The sequence below is a fragment of the Acidiphilium multivorum AIU301 genome, assembly GCF_000202835.1.
Lineage (GTDB): Bacteria > Pseudomonadota > Alphaproteobacteria > Acetobacterales > Acetobacteraceae > Acidiphilium > Acidiphilium multivorum.
In genome coordinates, this window is record NC_015186.1 from 1,360,919 (window position 1) to 1,376,172 (window position 15,254).

Sequence of the window (15,254 nt, forward strand, 5' to 3'; positions counted from 1 at the left end):
GCGTCCTTACTTGATCACGACGGGGTTCACCGGCGCGCCGGTGCCGTTGACGACCTTGAGCGGTGCGGCGGTGTAGAGGAAGGTCCACTGCCCGTCCTTCGCGCAATCATCGGCGAGGTCGTCGAGGGCGGCGATCTCGGTGAAGGTGACGCCGAGATTGCGCATCAGCGCGTTGTGCAGCGGCAGCACCACGCCGGAGACCGGGTCGGCGGTGATCTCGTTGGCGATCGTGTCGGTGACGAGATTGGGAATCTCCATCTCGTGGAACCATTTCACCAGTTCCTTCGAGTAGGTCAGGCCCGGCTCCATGAAATCCTTGTAGAACTCGTCCTTCTCGCGCTTGTAGTAGGAGCCGATCCAGCCGGTGCGGATGATCAGGATGTCGTGCTTCTCGATCCTGGTGCCCTGCTTCTCGGCCGCCGCCATGAGGTCTTCGTGGGTGAAGGTCTCGGCGCGTTCCAGCCAGGGCTTGCCGCGATGGCGGGCCATGTCGATCAGGATGCCGCGGCCGACGATGCCGCGCTCGGCGATCGGCAGCACGCTGGCCTTGGTCATGCCGCCCGCGGTGGTGCGCGCGTCATAGCCGTTGTAGAGCGTGTCGTCGCACCAGACATGGCCGAGCGCGTCATACTGCGTCGAGCCCTGGAGATACATGAACAGCACGTCGTCGGCGTATTCGGCGTGGCCGGGGAAGACCGGCCCCTTGCCGCACATGTAATGGCCCTTGTCCATCACGTTGATCCGCACCGGGTCCTTGCGGCCGGGCCAGACCGGGTCGCCCTTGGGGTGGCACATCTGGATCTGCAGGGTGAAGGTCTTGCCCTGCTTCACCGACTGCACGCCGCGCAGCACCTCCTGGCTGGTGAGGAAGTTGAGGCCGCCGACCTCGTCGTCCGGCCCCCAGCGGCCCCAGTTCTTCGGATCGTCCTTCAGCAGTTCGGTGACGGGAATCTCGGCGCGCAGTGATCCGGCCATCTTCGTTTCCTCCATGATGGGGCGGATCGTTGCCGCCCGGGCGCATCCTGCAACGCGCATCCGGGCGGCACAAGAGGCAGCGAGACTGCCGGGCTCAGGCTGTTTCCGTCTGGAACACCGCGGCCGGATGTTCGTCCGCCGGGCCGAAGAACTCGAAGCGCAGCCACTCTTCCGGCACGCCGAGCCCGGCGAGCCCGCCGATCACCGCGCGCATGAAGGGCTTCGGACCGCAGACATGGAACACCGTGTCCGCCGGCACGTGCGCGTGCAGGAAGGCGGCGGTGACGAACCCTTCGCGATCGTAGTCGATGCCCGGCCGGTCCTCCTCGGCGGGCTCGGCGTAGAACGTCGTGGTCGAGACGCCGGGCGCCCGCGCCTCCAGCGCGCGGACATGCTCGCGCATGGCATGGACGCGGCCGTTCAGCGCGCCATGCACCCAGAAGGTCGGCCGCTCCGGCAACGCCGCCACGATGGTCTCCAGCATGCTGACCATCGGCGTGAGGCCGACGCCGCCGCTGACCAGGGCGACCGGTGCCGTCGACGCGGGATCGAGGAAGAAGTCGCCCGCCGGCGCGGCCACGCGCAGGATGGTGCCGGGCACGGCGTGATCGTGCAGCCAGTTGGAGATCCGGCCCATCTTCTCGCGCTTGACGCTGATGCGATAGGCACGGTCGTTCGGCGCGCAGGAAATCGAATAATTGCGCCGCTGCTTGCCGGTGCCCGGCAGGTCGAAGGCGAAGCCGAGATACTGGCCGGGGCGATGGCGCACCACCGTCCCGCCATCGGCCGGCACCAGCGTGAACGACCGAATGACGCTGCTTTCTTCCACGACCTCCTCGACCGCGAAATCCCGCCAGCCGTTCCAGCCGCCGGGTGCGGCGGCGAGATCGCGATAGATCGCGGCCTCGCGGCCGATCAGCAGCTCGGCGAGGAACCAGTAGGCCTCGCCCCAGGCGGCGAGGACCTCGTCGGTCGCGGCATCGCCCAGCACGTCGCCGATCGCGGCGAGCAGCGCGGTCGCGACATGCGGATAATGCTCGGGCAGGATGTTCAGCGCGACATGCTTCTGCGCGATCCGCTCGACCGCGCCGGCCATCGGCGCGAGATTGTCGATATGCCGCGCATAGGCCAGCACGGCGCCGGCCAGCGCCTTCGGCTGCGCGCCGGCCGCATCCTGATGCGACTGGTTGAACAGCTCGGCGATCGCCGGGTTGCGAAACATCAGCTCGTACATCCGGCGGGTAATGGCAAGGCCGTGCTGGTCGAGCGCGGGCACCGTGGCCTTGATCAGGGCAATCGTGCGGTCGGAAAGCGGAGCGGGCATGGGCAATCTCTTTCTGCAGCCGGAGGATGGTTACCGTCTTAAAGGTGTATTCTCGGTGCAGGTTTTATGCGGAACCGAATTCGGTATTACCAATACCTGTTTTGAGAACCACCCATGCGCGACCCGGCCTCGACAGGCCGGCCCGCGCGTGAGCAACGCATTTTCGATTCAGGAAGCCATCCGGCCGCGCGGCCTTCGGGCGCGGCCTAATCGGCGTCGGCGGTCTCGAACTCGACGTCGCGATGCACGTGCACCGACATGAGAACGCCGAATGCCAACATCACCGCGGTCAGCGCCGAGCCGCCATAGGAGACCAGCGGCAGCGGCACGCCCCCCACCGGGATGAGGCCCATCACCATCGCGAGATTGACGAAACAGTAGAGGAACAGGTTCGTCGAGATGCCGAGCGCCACCAGCCGGCCGAACTGGTGCCCGCAGCGCAGGGCCGTATAGGTCGCCATCGCCACCATCGAGAGCAGGATGGACACCAGCACGAGCGACCCGGCGAAGCCGAATTCCTCGGCGATGATGGTGAAGACGAAATCGGTCTGCTTCTCGGGCAGGAAGTTGAGCTGGTTCTGCGAGCCGTGCAGGAACCCCTGCCCCCACATGCCGCCCGAGCCGAGCGCGATCTTCGACTGGATGATGTTGTACCCCGCACCGAGCGGATCGCGCCCGGGATGGAGGAAGGTGAGGATCCGTTCCTTCTGGTAGCCGTGCAGGTGATGATAGGCGAAGGGCGCGATGACCGCGACGAGCCCGATCACGATCGCGAATTTCCACCAGCGCACGCCGGCGCCGAGCATCACCGCGCCGCCGATGCTCATGGTGATCACGGCGGTGCCGAGATTGGGTTCCTTGAGGATCAGCCCGGCGGGAACAAGGATCGCGAGCGCCGGGGGGATGAGGAAGAGCGGATTGCCGACCCGTTCGTGGCTGGCCCGGTGGAACCACGATGCCAGCGCCATGGCGAGGAACAGCTTCATCAGCTCGGAGGGCTGCACGTGCACGCCACCGAGGTCGAGCCAGCGCTTGGCGCCAAGCCCCACATGGCCGAATTTCCACACCGCGACCAGCAGCAGCACGCCCACCCCGTAAAGCGGCCAGGCGAGTTTCGCGATCAGCCGGATATCGACCATCGCGATCGCGATCATCATGATCAGCGCGGCGAAGAAACGCTCGATCTGCGGCGTGGCATAGGGCTGGCCGTGGCCGCCGGCCGCCGAATAGAGCGCCGCATAGCCGATCCCCGCCACCGCGCAGCATGCGAGAACGAACAGCCAGTTCACCCGCAGCAGCTTGGCGGCGATGCCGGTGCCGCGCTCGTAATAGGGCTTGTAGGTCTTGTCGGTCAGCAGCGTGTTCATGCCGGCCCCTCCCCGACGAGCTTCGCCTGCGGCGCCTCGATCACGGTTCCCGGCGGTGCCGCGGTCAGGTCCCGGGTCAATGCGGCGGTGACCAGGTCACGGGCGATCGGCGCCGATGCCGACGCGCCCTCGTTGCCGTGCTCGACCGCCACCGCCACGGCGACGCGGGGGGCGTGCACGGGCGCAAAGGCGATGAAGAAGGCGTTGGGCCGGAACTTCCAGGGCAGCGTCGCGTCGTCCAGATTGGCCTTTTCCTCGGCCTGGGTATTGTCGTGCACCTGCGCCGTGCCGGTCTTGCCCGCCATGAACACGCCCGGCAGGGCGAGGCGCGAGGCATAGCCCGTGCCCTTCGGCGTGTTCACCACATCGAACATGCCCTGGCGGACCGCGGCAAGGCCACGCTCGTCAAGGCCGAGATGCGGCCAGCGATCCGGCATGTCCTCGTGCAGCAGATCATGCCCGATCCCGCGCGCGATATGCGGCTCCACCGCCCGCCCGGTGGCGATCCGCGCCGTCATGGTCGCAAGGCCAAGCGGCGTCACCTGGGTATAGCCCTGCCCGATCCCCTGGATGACGGTGTTGCCCTTGGTCCAGACCAGCCGGCGCTTCCGCGCCCAGGCGGTCGTCGGCAGAAACCCCTCGGAGACGGCGGGCAGCCCCAGCGGCAGCTTGCCGATCAGCCCGAGGCGCCGCCCCATCGCCGCGATCCGGTCGATCCCGACCGCCAGGGCGACGTGATAGAAGAACACGTCGCAACTCTGCTGCAGGGCGCTGACCACGTTGACATGGCCGTGGCCGTAATGATCCCAGCAGTAGAAGACATGATCGCCGAGCTTGAGGTAGCCGGGACAGAAGAAGGTCGTGTCCGGCGTGATCGCGCCGCATTGCAGCGCCGCGAGCGCGGCGCAGGGCTTGAAGGTCGAGCCGGGCGCGTAAAGCCCCCTGGTCGCCCGGTCGCTCATCGGGTGGCGCGGGTCCGACATCCAGGATTTCCACACCGATTCGGGAACGCCCGTGTCGAAGAGCGACGGATCGAAACTCGGCTGGCTCGCCATGGCGAGGAGCTCGCCGTTGATCGTGTCGATCATCACGGCCGCGCCGGACTGCCCGCTCAGCCGCTGCGCCGCGATCGTCTGCAGCCCGGCGTCGAGCGTGGTCTGCACCGTCCGGCCCTGCACCCCGTTGTCGCGGTCGAGCACGCGGACGACCGATCCGTGCACGTTCACCTCGGTCTGCACGATCCCGGGCGTCCCCCGCAGCACGTCGTCGCGCACCCGCTCGACGCCGGCGCGGCCGATCCGCATCCCCGGCAGCGCGAGAACGGGATCGGAGGCGGCTTCCTTCTGGGTGGGGCGGGCGACATAGCCGATGAGATGAGCCAGCTGCGCGCCGAACGGATAGACCCGCGATGCGCCGACATCGACGAACACCCCCGGCAGATCGGTCGCGTTCACCTCGATCCGCGCCATGTCGTTCCAGTCGAGATAATCTTTCAGAAGCAACGGGATGTAATGCGGCTTTCCGACCAGATCGCGCATGATCCGGGCGGTTTCGCCCGCATCGAGGCCGACGATGCGCGAAAACCGCTCGACCACCGCCCGCGGGTCCGGCGCCTCGATCATCATGAACATCGCCCGCCAGTGCCGCTTGTTGCCGGCGAGGACGGTGCCGTAGCGATCGGTGATCAGCCCGCGCAACGGGGCGACCAGGCGTTCGTTGATCGAGTTGTGCTTGGCCAGCGTGGCGTATCGTCCATGCTCCAGCACCTGCATCCGATACAGCCGCAGGCCGAGCAGGCCGAACACGCCGAGTTCCGCCGCCCCGAGCAGCAGGGCCCGGCGGGTGAAGATCGGCCGCAACTGGCGTTCGCGCTTCATGCCCGCCTCAGGCCTGTTCCGGCGCGGCCGGGCCGGCATGCGCGCGCGACAGCGGCACCGCCACCAGCGGATAGAACAGAATGCTGATCCCCGCCTCCATCAGCGCGGGCGCGATGGGCAGCAGCGTGAGATCGAGCGTCGCGCGGATCACCCATTCCAGTGCGACGACAATCGCGACGCAGCCGGCGAAGGCCAGCCAGACCAGCATGAAACCCTGCCTGAGCAGGAGGCGGCGGGACATTCCCACCGCCGCCTGTTCCAGCAGCAGCAGGACCGACCAGACGCCGAGCGGCACGTTGCCCAGCAGCCCGAGCAGGACGCCGATCAGCGCGACCACCGGCGCCGGCAACGCGCCGGGGCGATACAGCGTCCAGAAGAATACCGACGACATGACGAACCCGGCGCGCAGTTCCGCCTGGGCCGGCAGCAGCCCCGGCAGGGCCAGCAGCACCATCACCACGACGATCGCCGCAGTCGGCAGCATGTGGCGCGCCGCCCGGTCGAGCGCGCGCCAGAGATCCATGAAGTCGATCATCGATGGACCCGCCTTCGGGTCACCGCGCCTTGGCGATCGTTGCGTTGGACGCCACATCGGTCGAGCCGCCGGTGCCGTACTCGAAAATGCGCAGGACCCGCAGACTGTCGAGCCGGGCGAACGGCACCACCTCCGGGTCGTTCCGTCCGGCGTAATGGACGATGCCGACCGGCAGCCCGTTCGGGAAAATGCCGCCGACGGCGCTGGTCAGCACGATCGCCCCCTCGCGCGGCGGCTTTCCCGGCGTCCAGTACAGCAGCCGCGGCGACGCGGTATTCTGCCCGACCATGATCGCCCGCTCGCCGTCCCGCCCGATCGCGACGGGCACCTTGCTGTTCAGGTCGGTGATCAGCAGGACGCGGGCGGAACGCGACCCGGCCTCGATCACCCGGCCGACCACGCCGGCGCCGTCCATGGCCACCGCGTCGCGGACATCGCCGGGGTGGCGCGGCAGCGTCACCATCACCGAACGCGCATAAAGCCCGCCGAGATCGGCAATGACGCGGGCGGTGAAGAAGCTCGGCGTCGGCGTCGGCACATAGTGCAACTGGGATTTCAGCGCCTCGTTCTGCGCCTCGAGCGCCAGGGCGACGGCCCGCCACCGCCGCAATTCGTGATTCTGGACCCGCAGCGCCGCGTTCCGCGCGCGCAGGTCGAACCATGTGCCGACCGCGCCGCGATCGGTCTCGACCGCGCGGACAGGCGCCGCCGCGGCCCGGTAGAGCGGCGCAAGCGCGTCATCGACCTGGGTGCGGAGGAACACGCCGAGACGGCGATCCGCCCGCCCGGCCAGAACCAGCGCAAGCGACATCATCAGCATCACGGGAAGGGTCAGCCGCGAGAGAGCTGTTCTGACAGGCATGGACAGCCGCAGCATGCGGCAAGCTCCGCTTAGCAAAGGGATACGATGCGGATCGTCTTACGCCAATCGCAGCCCGAGTCCAAGAACGGGTTTTCCCTTTCCCCGCGAATCACGAATTTTCGTCGGGTTTGTCCTCGCGTTTTTGCAGGTATTCGGCCAGCGCCCCGAGGACGAGCCCCGCGAAGACCAGTCTCGCCGGCTCACGCCGCAACAGCGCGGCGAACACCGCCAACCCCTCGCGCACCACCCCGGCCCGCGCCGCGGCGGCAAGCGGCCGCGGCCGGCTGCGCCAGGCATAGGTGCCGATCCCATACAGCAGGGCGGAGAGCAGAACACAGGCTCCGGCGAACACGAGCGGCGCGTAAACCGGACCGATCGCCGCGGCCACCGCCTGTTCGGCGGCGACGAGCAGGAACACCAGCCCGATCAGCAGCACGACGATGGCGGCAACGCCGAGCCCGACCCTCAGGCCGAGCCGCCGCATGGTCGCGCCGTCGAAGAAGAGTTCGGTCAGGAAGCGCAGCACGTCAGCGCCCCGCCGGGGGCGGCACGCGGGTCACCGCGCGCGGCGCCGGCGAAACAGATGCGCCGCGACGAACCCGAGCCCTGCGGCGACGGCCAGCGCCGCCAGCGGCTTCTCCCGCACCGACTGCCCGATCCGCCCGGTCACCGCCCCGCCCTGCAGGCGCAGGTCGCGGCTCAGCGCATCGAGTTCGCGCTCGATCACCGCCAGCCGGCCATCGAGCGCGCCGCGCAGTTCCGTCAGCTTCTGCGGTCCGTCGCCGAAATCGCGCGCGGCCTCGCCGGCAAGGCGGCCCAGCCTGGTGCGCAGATCGTCGAACTCGTGCTGGAAGCGGCCGAATTCGCTTCCCAGCATGTCCGCCGCCTCTTTCCGCCTTGCATTCCAGTCCGCCATCCCGGCCTCCTTTCGCGCTATTCGACGTGATCGATGATTCAGGAATGGGAAGCCGCGCCGGGCGCTTCAAGCGGCCAGGCCGGACTCGTCCGGCTCCCGATAGGCAATCTCGATACTCAAGCTTCCGTCATTCGGAAATTGCGATTACACGACCGCGATGGCGTCTCCGCACCCCGACCTGCCCCGATCCCTCGCCGGGCTCTCGCTCCGCGATCTCGAATATGCCCAGGCCGTCGCCGAACTCCGTCATTTCGGCCAGGCGGCGGAACGCTGCGGCGTGTCCCAGCCGGCGCTGTCCGAGCAGATCCGCAAGCTCGAGGCCATTCTCGGCGTCACCCTGTTCGAGCGGACCCGCCGCCGGGTGACGCTGACCTCGGCCGGCGTCACGCTGCTGGCCCAGATCGAACGGGTGATGGCCGAAGCGCGACATCTGCTCAGCCTTTCGCATGAACAGCCGCAGGGGCTCGCCGGCACGGTCGGCCTGGGCGCGATCGAGACGCTCGGGCCCTATTATCTCCCCTTCGTGCTCCGGCTGCTGCGCGTAACGCGGCCGGGCCTGTCGCTCCGCCTCGCCGAGGGACGCACCGCGCGCCTGCTCGACCGCCTCGCCGAGGGCGCGCTCGACATGGTGCTGCTCGCCGCCCCCGTGCCACGCGGACATTTCAGCGCCGCGCCGCTCTTCTTCGAGCCATTCCAGCTCGCCGCCCCGCCCGGCCACGCGCTCGCCGGACTGCGCCGGCTGGTGCTCGACGACCTGCCGACGCAGGATCTCCTGCTGCTGGAAGAGGGCCATTGCCTGCGCGACCACGCGCTGTCGCTGTGCGACGCGAAGCCGGTGACGCGCCACGCCACCGGGCTTGAAACGCTATGGCAGATGATCGCCGCCGGCGAGGGCTATTCCCTGCTGCCGGAACTCGCCGTCTCCGCCCGCCCGGAACTGCGCGACCTCGTCGTCTGCCGCCGGCTCGACGATCCGGATGCGGGCCGCACGATCGTGCTGGCCTGGCGGGCATCGGACCCTCGCGAGGCGGCCTTCCGCGATCTCGCCGGCCAGCTTGCCGCGAACCGGCCGCCCTGCACCCATGCCCCGGCACAAGGATGACGCACGCCCCGGCAGGTGCTACCGCCACCGCGATGATCCGCGCCTTCAAGTCCCGCACCCAGTCGCCCGCCATCCAGGCCAGGATCGGCGCGATGGTCGGCGCCGCCCTCGGCTTCAGCCTGCGGACGACGCGCTGGCGGATCGATGCCGATGCCTTCATCGACGTGCTCCGCGGCGGCGCGCCGGCGATCGTCGCCTGCTGGCACGAATGCCTGCCCTCGATGCCCGCGGCGATGCACGCCCTGCGCCGCCCGGCGGATGCGCCGACGGCCTACATGCTGGCGAGCCGCCACCGCGACGGCCAGCTCGTGGTCAACGCGCTGCGCCGCTTCGGGCTCGAGGCGATCTCGGCCTCCTCGTCGCGCGGCGGCGCGGCGGGGCTGCTGGAACTCGCCCGGCTGGTGCGCGCCGGGCATCCGGTCGTGATCACGCCGGACGGCCCGCGCGGCCCGCGGCGGCGGGCGGCGGCGGGTGTCGCCCAGCTCGCGGCGCTGACCGGCGCGCCGGTCTTCTGCGCCGGTGCGGCCACCAGCCACGCCTTCCGGCTCGACAGCTGGGATTCGATGCGCCTGCCTTTGCCCTTCGGCCGCGGCGCGCTGGTCGCCTCGGCGCCGATCGCCGTCTCCCGGGACGACTGGGCAACCGCGCTGCCGCAGATCGAGGCCGAGATGAGCCGCACGCTGGACGAGGCGCTCGCGCGATGCCGGCAGGCCTGACCGCCTATCGCCTCGCCACCGCCGGCATCGCCCCGCTGCTGCCGTTCTGGCTGGCGCGGCGGGCGCGGCGCGGCAAGGAAATCGCCGCCCGCCTGCCGGAGCGCTACGGCATCGCCGGGCTGGCGCGGCCGCCGGGCCGGCTCGTCTGGGTCCATGCCGCCAGCATGGGCGAGACGATGTCCGCCCTCGGCATGATCGACGCCCTGGCCGACCGCGCAACCGTGCTGCTGACCACCGGCACCCGCACCGCCGCCGCCCTTGCCGAATCGCGGGCGCGGGCGCTGCACCAGTTCGTCCCGCTCGACGTCGCCGCCCATGCCACGCGCTTTCTCGACCATTGGCGGCCGGACGCGGCGGTGTTCCTCGAATCCGAGATCTGGCCGAACCTGCTCGCCGGGCTCGACGCGCGGCGCATCCCCCGCTTCCTGTTCAACGCCCGCCTCTCCGCCCGCAGCGCCGCGCGCTGGCGCCGCGCGCCCGGCCTCGCCCGCGCCCTGTTCGGCGGGTTCCGGCTGATCGCCGCGCAATCGGCGCCGGATGCCGCTTCGCTGCGCGGCCTCGGCCTCACCCGCGTCGAGACCTGGGGCAACCTGAAATTCGCCGCCCCCGACCTGCCGGACGATCCCGCCGCCCGCGCCGCACTCGCCGCCGCCGCAGCCGGCCCGTTCGTCCTCGCCGCCAGCACCCATCCGGGCGAGGATGCGCCGGTGATCGCCGCGCATCGCATTCTGCGCGAAACCCGGCCCGGCCTCGTCACCATCATCGCGCCGCGCCATCCCGAACGCGCCGACGCCATCGCCGGTCTCGCCGGCGATCTGCCCGTTTCCCGGCGCTCGCGCGGCGAGGCGCCCGCCGCCGGCGGGCTCTACATCGCCGACACGCTGGGCGAACTCGGCCTGTTCTACCGTCTCGCCGCCGTTTCCTTCATCGGCGGCTCGCTGGTCCCCATTGGCGGCCACAACATGATCGAGGCGGCGCAGCTCGGCTGCCCGGTGCTCAGCGGCCCGCATCTGGCGAATTTCGCCGAAGCCGCCGCGACGCTGCGCGCGGCCGGCGCCCTCGCCGATCTGGCCGGGCCGGACGACCTCGCCCCCGCCGTCGCCGCCCTGCTCGACGATCCCGCCCGCCGCGCGACGATGGCCGCATCCGGCCGCGCCGCCTGCGCCGGGCTCGCCGGCCTGCCCGCCCGGCTGGCCCGCACCGTTCTCGACGAGGCTCCCTGATGCGCGCCCCCGCCTTCTGGACCACCGACGCCTTCCCGGCGCCGCTCCTCGCCCCGCTCGGCGCGATCACGCGCGCGCTGACCGCCCGGCGCGTCGCCCGGCCGGGATTCCGCTCCGGCGCGCGCGTCTTCTGCGCCGGCAATGCCGGGGTCGGCGGCGCCGGCAAGACCATCCTCGCGCGGCACCTGCTCGCCCACCTCGCCGACCGGGGCGAGACGGTCTTCGCCCTCACCCGCGGGCATGGCGGGCGCCTCGCCGGGCCGCTGCGGGTCGACCCCGCCCGGCACGGCGCCGCCGAGGTGGGCGACGAGGCGCTGCTCCTCGCCGCGACCGCGCCGACCATCGTCGCCCGCGACCGCGCGGCCGGCGCCGCCTTCGCGGTCGCCGCCGGCGCGACCGCCATCGTCATGGATGACGGGCTGCAGAACCCCGATCCGGTGAAAACCGCGTCGTTTCTCGTCATCGATGGCGGGGCCGGCTTCGGCAACGGGCGGCTGCTGCCGGCAGGGCCGCTGCGCGAGCCGGTCGAAGCAGCCGCCCGGCGCTGCGCCGCGGCGGTGCTGATCGGCGCCGACCGCACCGGCGCCCGCGCCGCGCTGCCGCCATCCCTGCCCGTGCTCACCGCCCGCCTCGTCACCGATGCCGGGCAGCTCGCCGGCGCCCGCGTGCTCGGCTTCGCCGGGATCGGCCGGCCGGAGAAATTCTTCGAATCACTCAGCGATGCCGGCGCCGAGATCGCCGGCACGCTGCCCTTCCCCGACCATCACGCCTATCGCCCGGCCGATCTCGCCCGGCTCGACGCCGAGGCAAGCCGCCTCGGCGCCCGCCTCGCCACCACCGCGAAGGACGCGGTGAAACTGCCGCCGGCATTCCGCGCACGCTGCGCGGTGATCGAGGCGGGGCTTGCCTTCGACGACCCGGCCGCGCTTGATCGGTTCCTGACATGAGCCTCCTGCACAAGATCGAAACCACCGCGGCACGCGCCTTCCTCGGCATCTTCCGCGCCCTTGGCCCGCGTGCCGCGAGCAACCTCGCCGGCGCGCTCGGCCGCGGCATCGGCCCGCTGATCCCCACCTCGCGCGTCGCCGATCAGAATCTCCGCCGCGCCATGCCGGAACTCGACGAGGCCGCGCGCCGCCGCATCATCCGCGAGGTGTGGGAGAGCCTCGCCCGCACCGCCGGCGAATTCCCGCATCTCGCCGCCCTGCGCGAAACCGATGCCGGCCCCGGCTACGAGATCGTCGGCCGCGAGCATTGCCTGGCCCTCGCCGCGCAGGGCGGCCCGGCGCTCATCTTCACCGCGCATTTCGGCAACTGGGAGCTGATCCCGCCGGTGCTGCACCGGCTCGGCGTCAGGCTCGCCTTCTTCTACCGCGCCGCTGCCAACCCGGCGGTCGACCGCCTGATCCTCGACCTGCGCGAGCAGGCCACCGGCGAGCCGGTCACCATGTTCGCCAAGGGCGCCGCCGGCGCGCGCGGCTCCTATGCCCATCTGGTGCGCGGCGGCATTCTCGGCATGCTGATGGACCAGAAGCTGAACGACGGCATCGCCTCGCCGCTGTTCGGAATCGACGCGATGACCGCCCCGGCGCTGGCCGTCTTCGCCCGCAAGTTCCGCTGCCCGATCCTGCCGGTGCGCGCGGAACGCATCGGCCCGGCGCGCATCCGCATCGTCTTCGAGAAGCTGCACCGGATCGAGGTCACCGACGACCGCGAGGCCGACATCGCCGCCGGCACCGCCTGGATGAACGCGACGATCGAGCGCTGGGTGCGCCAGCGTCCCGGCCAGTGGCTCTGGCTGCACCGGCGCTGGCCAAAGCCGGTGGCCTAACGTCCCCCTGTCGGGTAATATGAACGCACAATAATCAAAACCGGGAGCCATCATGTCTGTTCTGGGTTCGCATCATCGACTGAAGCGCGACGCGCTGGGCCTGCCCCAGATCGTCGCCTCGACGCTCGCCAACATCGCGCCGGCGATGAGTTTCTTCTTCGGCTTCGGGCTGATCGTCAGCGGTGCCGGCGTCGCCGCCCCGCTCACCATCCTCGTCGCCATGGTGGTCGTGCTGTTCCTGACCAACACCCTCGCCGAATTCTCGAAATACCGGCCCTCGACCGGCTCCTTCGTCACCTTCATCGGCATGGCGTTCGGCCCGGCGGCAGGGGCGGCGGCCTCGATCTTCGTGGTGTTCGGCTATGTCGTCGCCGCCTCCTCGGTGGTGGTGATCTCCGGCGGCTGGGCGCATGACACGCTGAAGCTGTTCCTCGGCCTGAACATTCCCTGGCAGCTGCTCAGCCTGCTCGAAACCGGCCTGGTCGGCATCCTGGTCTCGCGCGGCGTCGCCCTCTCGACCACCTGGGCCGCCGTGTTCTTCTATTTCGAACTGGCGCTGCTGCTGATCGGCGCGATCACCATGCTGGTGGTCAATGCCGGCCATCTCAGCCTCGCGCCGTTCGAGTGGAGCCACCTCTCCGGCGGGCTCAAGGGCATCGGCCTCGGCTTCCCGATCGCGATCTACCTCTTCATCGGCTGGGAGAACTCGGCAACCCTGGCCGAGGAAACCCGCGACGCGCGGCGCAACATCCCGCGCGCGCTGATCATCGGCACGCTGTCGATCGGCATCCTCTACATGTTCCTCGCCTACGCCACCGAAATCGCCTTCCACAACAACGCGACCGCGATCGGCAAGGCGGACATTCCCTTCGTCGACGCGTTCAAGGCCTCGGCGGCATCGTTCCTGATCATCGCCTATCTCGCCGGCGTCACCAGCATCTTCTCCTCGCTGCTGGGCCTGACCAACAGCCAGGCGCGCATCCTGTTCAGCTCCGGCCGCGAGGGGCTGCTGCCGCGCTTCTTCGGCAAGATCCACCCGCAGCACCGCACGCCCTTCGTCGCGATGTGGAGCTATGTGCTCGTGGCCCTCGGCATCGTCATCTTCTTCGGCTGGAACATCAAGCCGGTCGATCTCTTCGGCGAGACCGGCTCGCTCGGCACGATCCCGGTGATCCTCACCTATCTCGTCACCAACATCGCGCTGCCGGTCTACATGCTCCGCCATCACCGCAACGAGTTCAACCCGGTCAAGCACGCGCTGATCCCCATCGTCGGCACGGTCCTGATGCTGTTCCCGCTCTGGGGCCTGATCCAGCCGGGCCAGCCCTACCCCTACAACATCTATCCCTGGGCGGCGCTCGGCGTGCTGATCCTCTCGATCATCTACGGCCTGTCGCTCGCGAAGCGCGATCCCGATCTCGTGCAGAAGATCGGCTCCTACGTCGCCGACGAGGAATACTGATGTCGCGTCGCCACCGCATCGCCGTCATCGAGGGTGACGGCATCGGTCGCGAGGTGATCCCGGCGGCCCGCACGGTCCTCGACCGTGCGGCTTCCGCCTGCGGCTTCACGCTCGACTGGCGCGATTTCGACTGGAGCTGCGAAACCTGGAAGGCCACCGGGCGGATGATGCCGGAAGACGGCATCGCCCGCCTCGCCGACCATGACGCGATCTTTCTCGGCGCGGTCGGCTATCCCGGCGTGCCGGACCACATCTCCCTCTGGGGCCTGCTGATCCCGATCCGCCGCGAGTTCGACCAGTATGTGAACCTCCGCCCGGTCCGCCTGCTGCCCGGCGTGCCCTGCCCGCTCGCCAACAAGAAGCCCGGCGACATCGATTTCTGGGTGGTGCGCGAGAATGTCGAGGGCGAATACAGCCAGATCGGCGGGCGGATGTTCGCCGGCACCGAGCGCGAGTTCGTCGAGCAGACCGCGATCTTCACCCGCGCCGGCACCGACCGCATCCTGCGCTACGCCTTCGACCTCGCCCGCCGCCTCGGCCGCCCGCACGTCACCTCGGCGACCAAGTCGAACGGGATCTTCCACTCGATGCCGTTCTGGGACGAGCGCTTCGCCGCGATCGGCGCCGAATACCCCGAGATCCGCGCCGACCAGTACCATATCGACATCCTCGCGGCGCGCTTCGTGATGAGCCCGGAGCGGTTCGACGTGGTGGTCGGCTCGAACCTGTTCGGGGACATCCTTTCAGACCTCGGCCCCGGCGTGACCGGCACGATCGCCGTCGCCCCCTCGGCCAATCTCAACCCGGAGAAGAAGTTCCCCTCGATGTTCGAGCCGGTGCACGGCTCGGCCCCCGACATCTTCGGCCAGCGCATCGCCAATCCGGTGGGCGCGATCTGGGCCGGCGCGATGATGCTCGATCATCTCGGCGAGGCCGAGGCCGCGGCCCTGGTCCTCCGCGCGATCGAGACCGCCCTCGGCGATCCCGCCTCGCCGCGCACGCCCGATCTCGGCGGCACCGCGAAGATGGACGATCTCGCCGCGGCCATCACCGCCGCGGTCTGA

General features: G+C 70.0%; 15 protein-coding genes. 7 read left to right on the plus strand and 8 right to left on the minus strand.

All coding sequences use genetic code 11. From position 1 onward, the window contains the following. Nucleotides 1-6: 6 nt before the first annotated feature. The 8 genes from ACMV_RS05975 to ACMV_RS06010 all read right to left on the minus strand — a co-directional run bounded on the left by ACMV_RS05975 (nt 7) and on the right by ACMV_RS06010 (nt 7,856). Complete coding sequence (locus tag ACMV_RS05975; RefSeq protein WP_035185675.1) at nt 7-975, minus strand: cyclase family protein; 969 nt, start codon at nt 973-975, stop codon at nt 7-9. A 94-nt stretch (nt 976-1,069) separates the two neighbouring features. Continuing rightward, nucleotides 1,070-2,299, minus strand: a complete 1,230-nt coding sequence (hmpA, locus tag ACMV_RS05980; RefSeq protein WP_013639857.1) for an NO-inducible flavohemoprotein — start codon at nt 2,297-2,299, stop codon at nt 1,070-1,072. A gap of 206 nt (nt 2,300-2,505) precedes the next feature. Further along, nucleotides 2,506-3,666, minus strand: a complete 1,161-nt coding sequence (gene rodA, locus ACMV_RS05985) for a rod shape-determining protein RodA (protein ID WP_007422915.1) — start codon at nt 3,664-3,666, stop codon at nt 2,506-2,508. Further along, complete coding sequence (gene mrdA / locus ACMV_RS05990) at nt 3,663-5,543, minus strand: penicillin-binding protein 2 (RefSeq protein ID WP_007422914.1); 1,881 nt, start codon at nt 5,541-5,543, stop codon at nt 3,663-3,665. Before mrdA ends, rodA begins: the two co-directional genes overlap by 4 nt. 7 nt (nt 5,544-5,550) lie before the next feature. Continuing rightward, complete coding sequence (locus ACMV_RS05995) at nt 5,551-6,078, minus strand: hypothetical protein (protein WP_007422913.1); 528 nt, start codon at nt 6,076-6,078, stop codon at nt 5,551-5,553. A 19-nt stretch (nt 6,079-6,097) separates the two neighbouring features. Beyond that, nucleotides 6,098-6,955 carry a rod shape-determining protein MreC gene (mreC, locus tag ACMV_RS06000; RefSeq protein ID WP_007422912.1) on the minus strand — a complete coding sequence of 286 codons (858 nt, stop codon included), beginning with the start codon at nt 6,953-6,955 and terminating at the stop codon, nt 6,098-6,100. 94 nt (nt 6,956-7,049) lie between these two features. After that, nucleotides 7,050-7,466: a hypothetical protein gene (locus ACMV_RS06005; RefSeq protein WP_011941673.1), complete on the minus strand. Its 417-nt coding sequence runs from the start codon at nt 7,464-7,466 to the stop codon at nt 7,050-7,052. Between the two features lie 30 nt (nt 7,467-7,496). Beyond that, a complete protein-coding gene (locus ACMV_RS06010; RefSeq protein ID WP_007422910.1) occupies nt 7,497-7,856 on the minus strand; it encodes a DUF883 family protein in 360 nt (119 codons plus the stop codon). Between the two features lie 157 nt (nt 7,857-8,013). Between ACMV_RS06010 and ACMV_RS06015 the strand changes: the two genes are divergently transcribed. Genes ACMV_RS06015 through ACMV_RS06045 form a run of 7 tightly spaced genes read left to right on the plus strand, consistent with a single transcriptional unit; the run spans nt 8,014 to nt 15,254 of the window. Beyond that, nucleotides 8,014-8,958, plus strand: a complete 945-nt coding sequence (locus tag ACMV_RS06015; protein ID WP_013639859.1) for a LysR substrate-binding domain-containing protein — start codon at nt 8,014-8,016, stop codon at nt 8,956-8,958. Further along, the gene (locus ACMV_RS06020) at nt 8,955-9,674 is read left to right on the plus strand and encodes a lysophospholipid acyltransferase family protein (protein ID WP_049796628.1); all 720 of its coding nucleotides are present in this window, start codon (nt 8,955-8,957) and stop codon (nt 9,672-9,674) included. The genes ACMV_RS06015 and ACMV_RS06020 overlap by 4 nt, the downstream gene beginning before the upstream one ends. Next, nucleotides 9,659-10,897: a 3-deoxy-D-manno-octulosonic acid transferase gene (locus tag ACMV_RS06025; RefSeq protein WP_013639861.1), complete on the plus strand. Its 1,239-nt coding sequence runs from the start codon at nt 9,659-9,661 to the stop codon at nt 10,895-10,897. Before ACMV_RS06020 ends, ACMV_RS06025 begins: the two co-directional genes overlap by 16 nt. Further along, nucleotides 10,897-11,844, plus strand: a complete 948-nt coding sequence (gene lpxK / locus ACMV_RS06030; protein ID WP_013639862.1) for a tetraacyldisaccharide 4'-kinase — start codon at nt 10,897-10,899, stop codon at nt 11,842-11,844. The genes ACMV_RS06025 and lpxK overlap by 1 nt, the downstream gene beginning before the upstream one ends. Beyond that, entirely contained in the window at nt 11,841-12,728 is an 888-nt protein-coding gene (locus tag ACMV_RS06035; protein ID WP_007423147.1) for a lysophospholipid acyltransferase family protein, read from the plus strand. Before lpxK ends, ACMV_RS06035 begins: the two co-directional genes overlap by 4 nt. 52 nt (nt 12,729-12,780) lie before the next feature. Beyond that, entirely contained in the window at nt 12,781-14,190 is a 1,410-nt protein-coding gene (locus ACMV_RS06040) for an APC family permease (protein ID WP_007423148.1), read from the plus strand. Then, entirely contained in the window at nt 14,190-15,254 is a 1,065-nt protein-coding gene (locus ACMV_RS06045) for a tartrate dehydrogenase (RefSeq protein WP_013639863.1), read from the plus strand. The genes ACMV_RS06040 and ACMV_RS06045 overlap by 1 nt, the downstream gene beginning before the upstream one ends.

Bases quoted from the DNA above. Each gene is read 5' to 3' on its own strand.
- ACMV_RS06045 (WP_013639863.1), top strand. From the start codon at position 14,190: ATGTCGCGTCGCCACCGCATCGCCGTCATCGAGGGTGACGGCATCGGT.
- ACMV_RS06040 (WP_007423148.1), top strand. From the start codon at position 12,781: ATGTCTGTTCTGGGTTCGCATCATCGACTGAAGCGCGACGCGCTGGGC.
- ACMV_RS06020 (WP_049796628.1), top strand. From the start codon at position 8,955: ATGACGCACGCCCCGGCAGGTGCTACCGCCACCGCGATGATCCGCGCC.
- mreC (WP_007422912.1), bottom strand. From the start codon at position 6,955: ATGCTGCGGCTGTCCATGCCTGTCAGAACAGCTCTCTCGCGGCTGACC.
- mrdA (WP_007422914.1), bottom strand. From the start codon at position 5,543: ATGAAGCGCGAACGCCAGTTGCGGCCGATCTTCACCCGCCGGGCCCTG.
- ACMV_RS05995 (WP_007422913.1), bottom strand. From the start codon at position 6,078: ATGATCGACTTCATGGATCTCTGGCGCGCGCTCGACCGGGCGGCGCGC.
- lpxK (WP_013639862.1), top strand. From the start codon at position 10,897: ATGCGCGCCCCCGCCTTCTGGACCACCGACGCCTTCCCGGCGCCGCTC.
- ACMV_RS06015 (WP_013639859.1), top strand. From the start codon at position 8,014: ATGGCGTCTCCGCACCCCGACCTGCCCCGATCCCTCGCCGGGCTCTCG.
- ACMV_RS05975 (WP_035185675.1), bottom strand. From the start codon at position 975: ATGGCCGGATCACTGCGCGCCGAGATTCCCGTCACCGAACTGCTGAAG.
- ACMV_RS06025 (WP_013639861.1), top strand. From the start codon at position 9,659: ATGCCGGCAGGCCTGACCGCCTATCGCCTCGCCACCGCCGGCATCGCC.
- hmpA (WP_013639857.1), bottom strand. From the start codon at position 2,299: ATGCCCGCTCCGCTTTCCGACCGCACGATTGCCCTGATCAAGGCCACG.
- ACMV_RS06010 (WP_007422910.1), bottom strand. From the start codon at position 7,856: ATGGCGGACTGGAATGCAAGGCGGAAAGAGGCGGCGGACATGCTGGGA.
- rodA (WP_007422915.1), bottom strand. From the start codon at position 3,666: ATGAACACGCTGCTGACCGACAAGACCTACAAGCCCTATTACGAGCGC.
- ACMV_RS06035 (WP_007423147.1), top strand. From the start codon at position 11,841: ATGAGCCTCCTGCACAAGATCGAAACCACCGCGGCACGCGCCTTCCTC.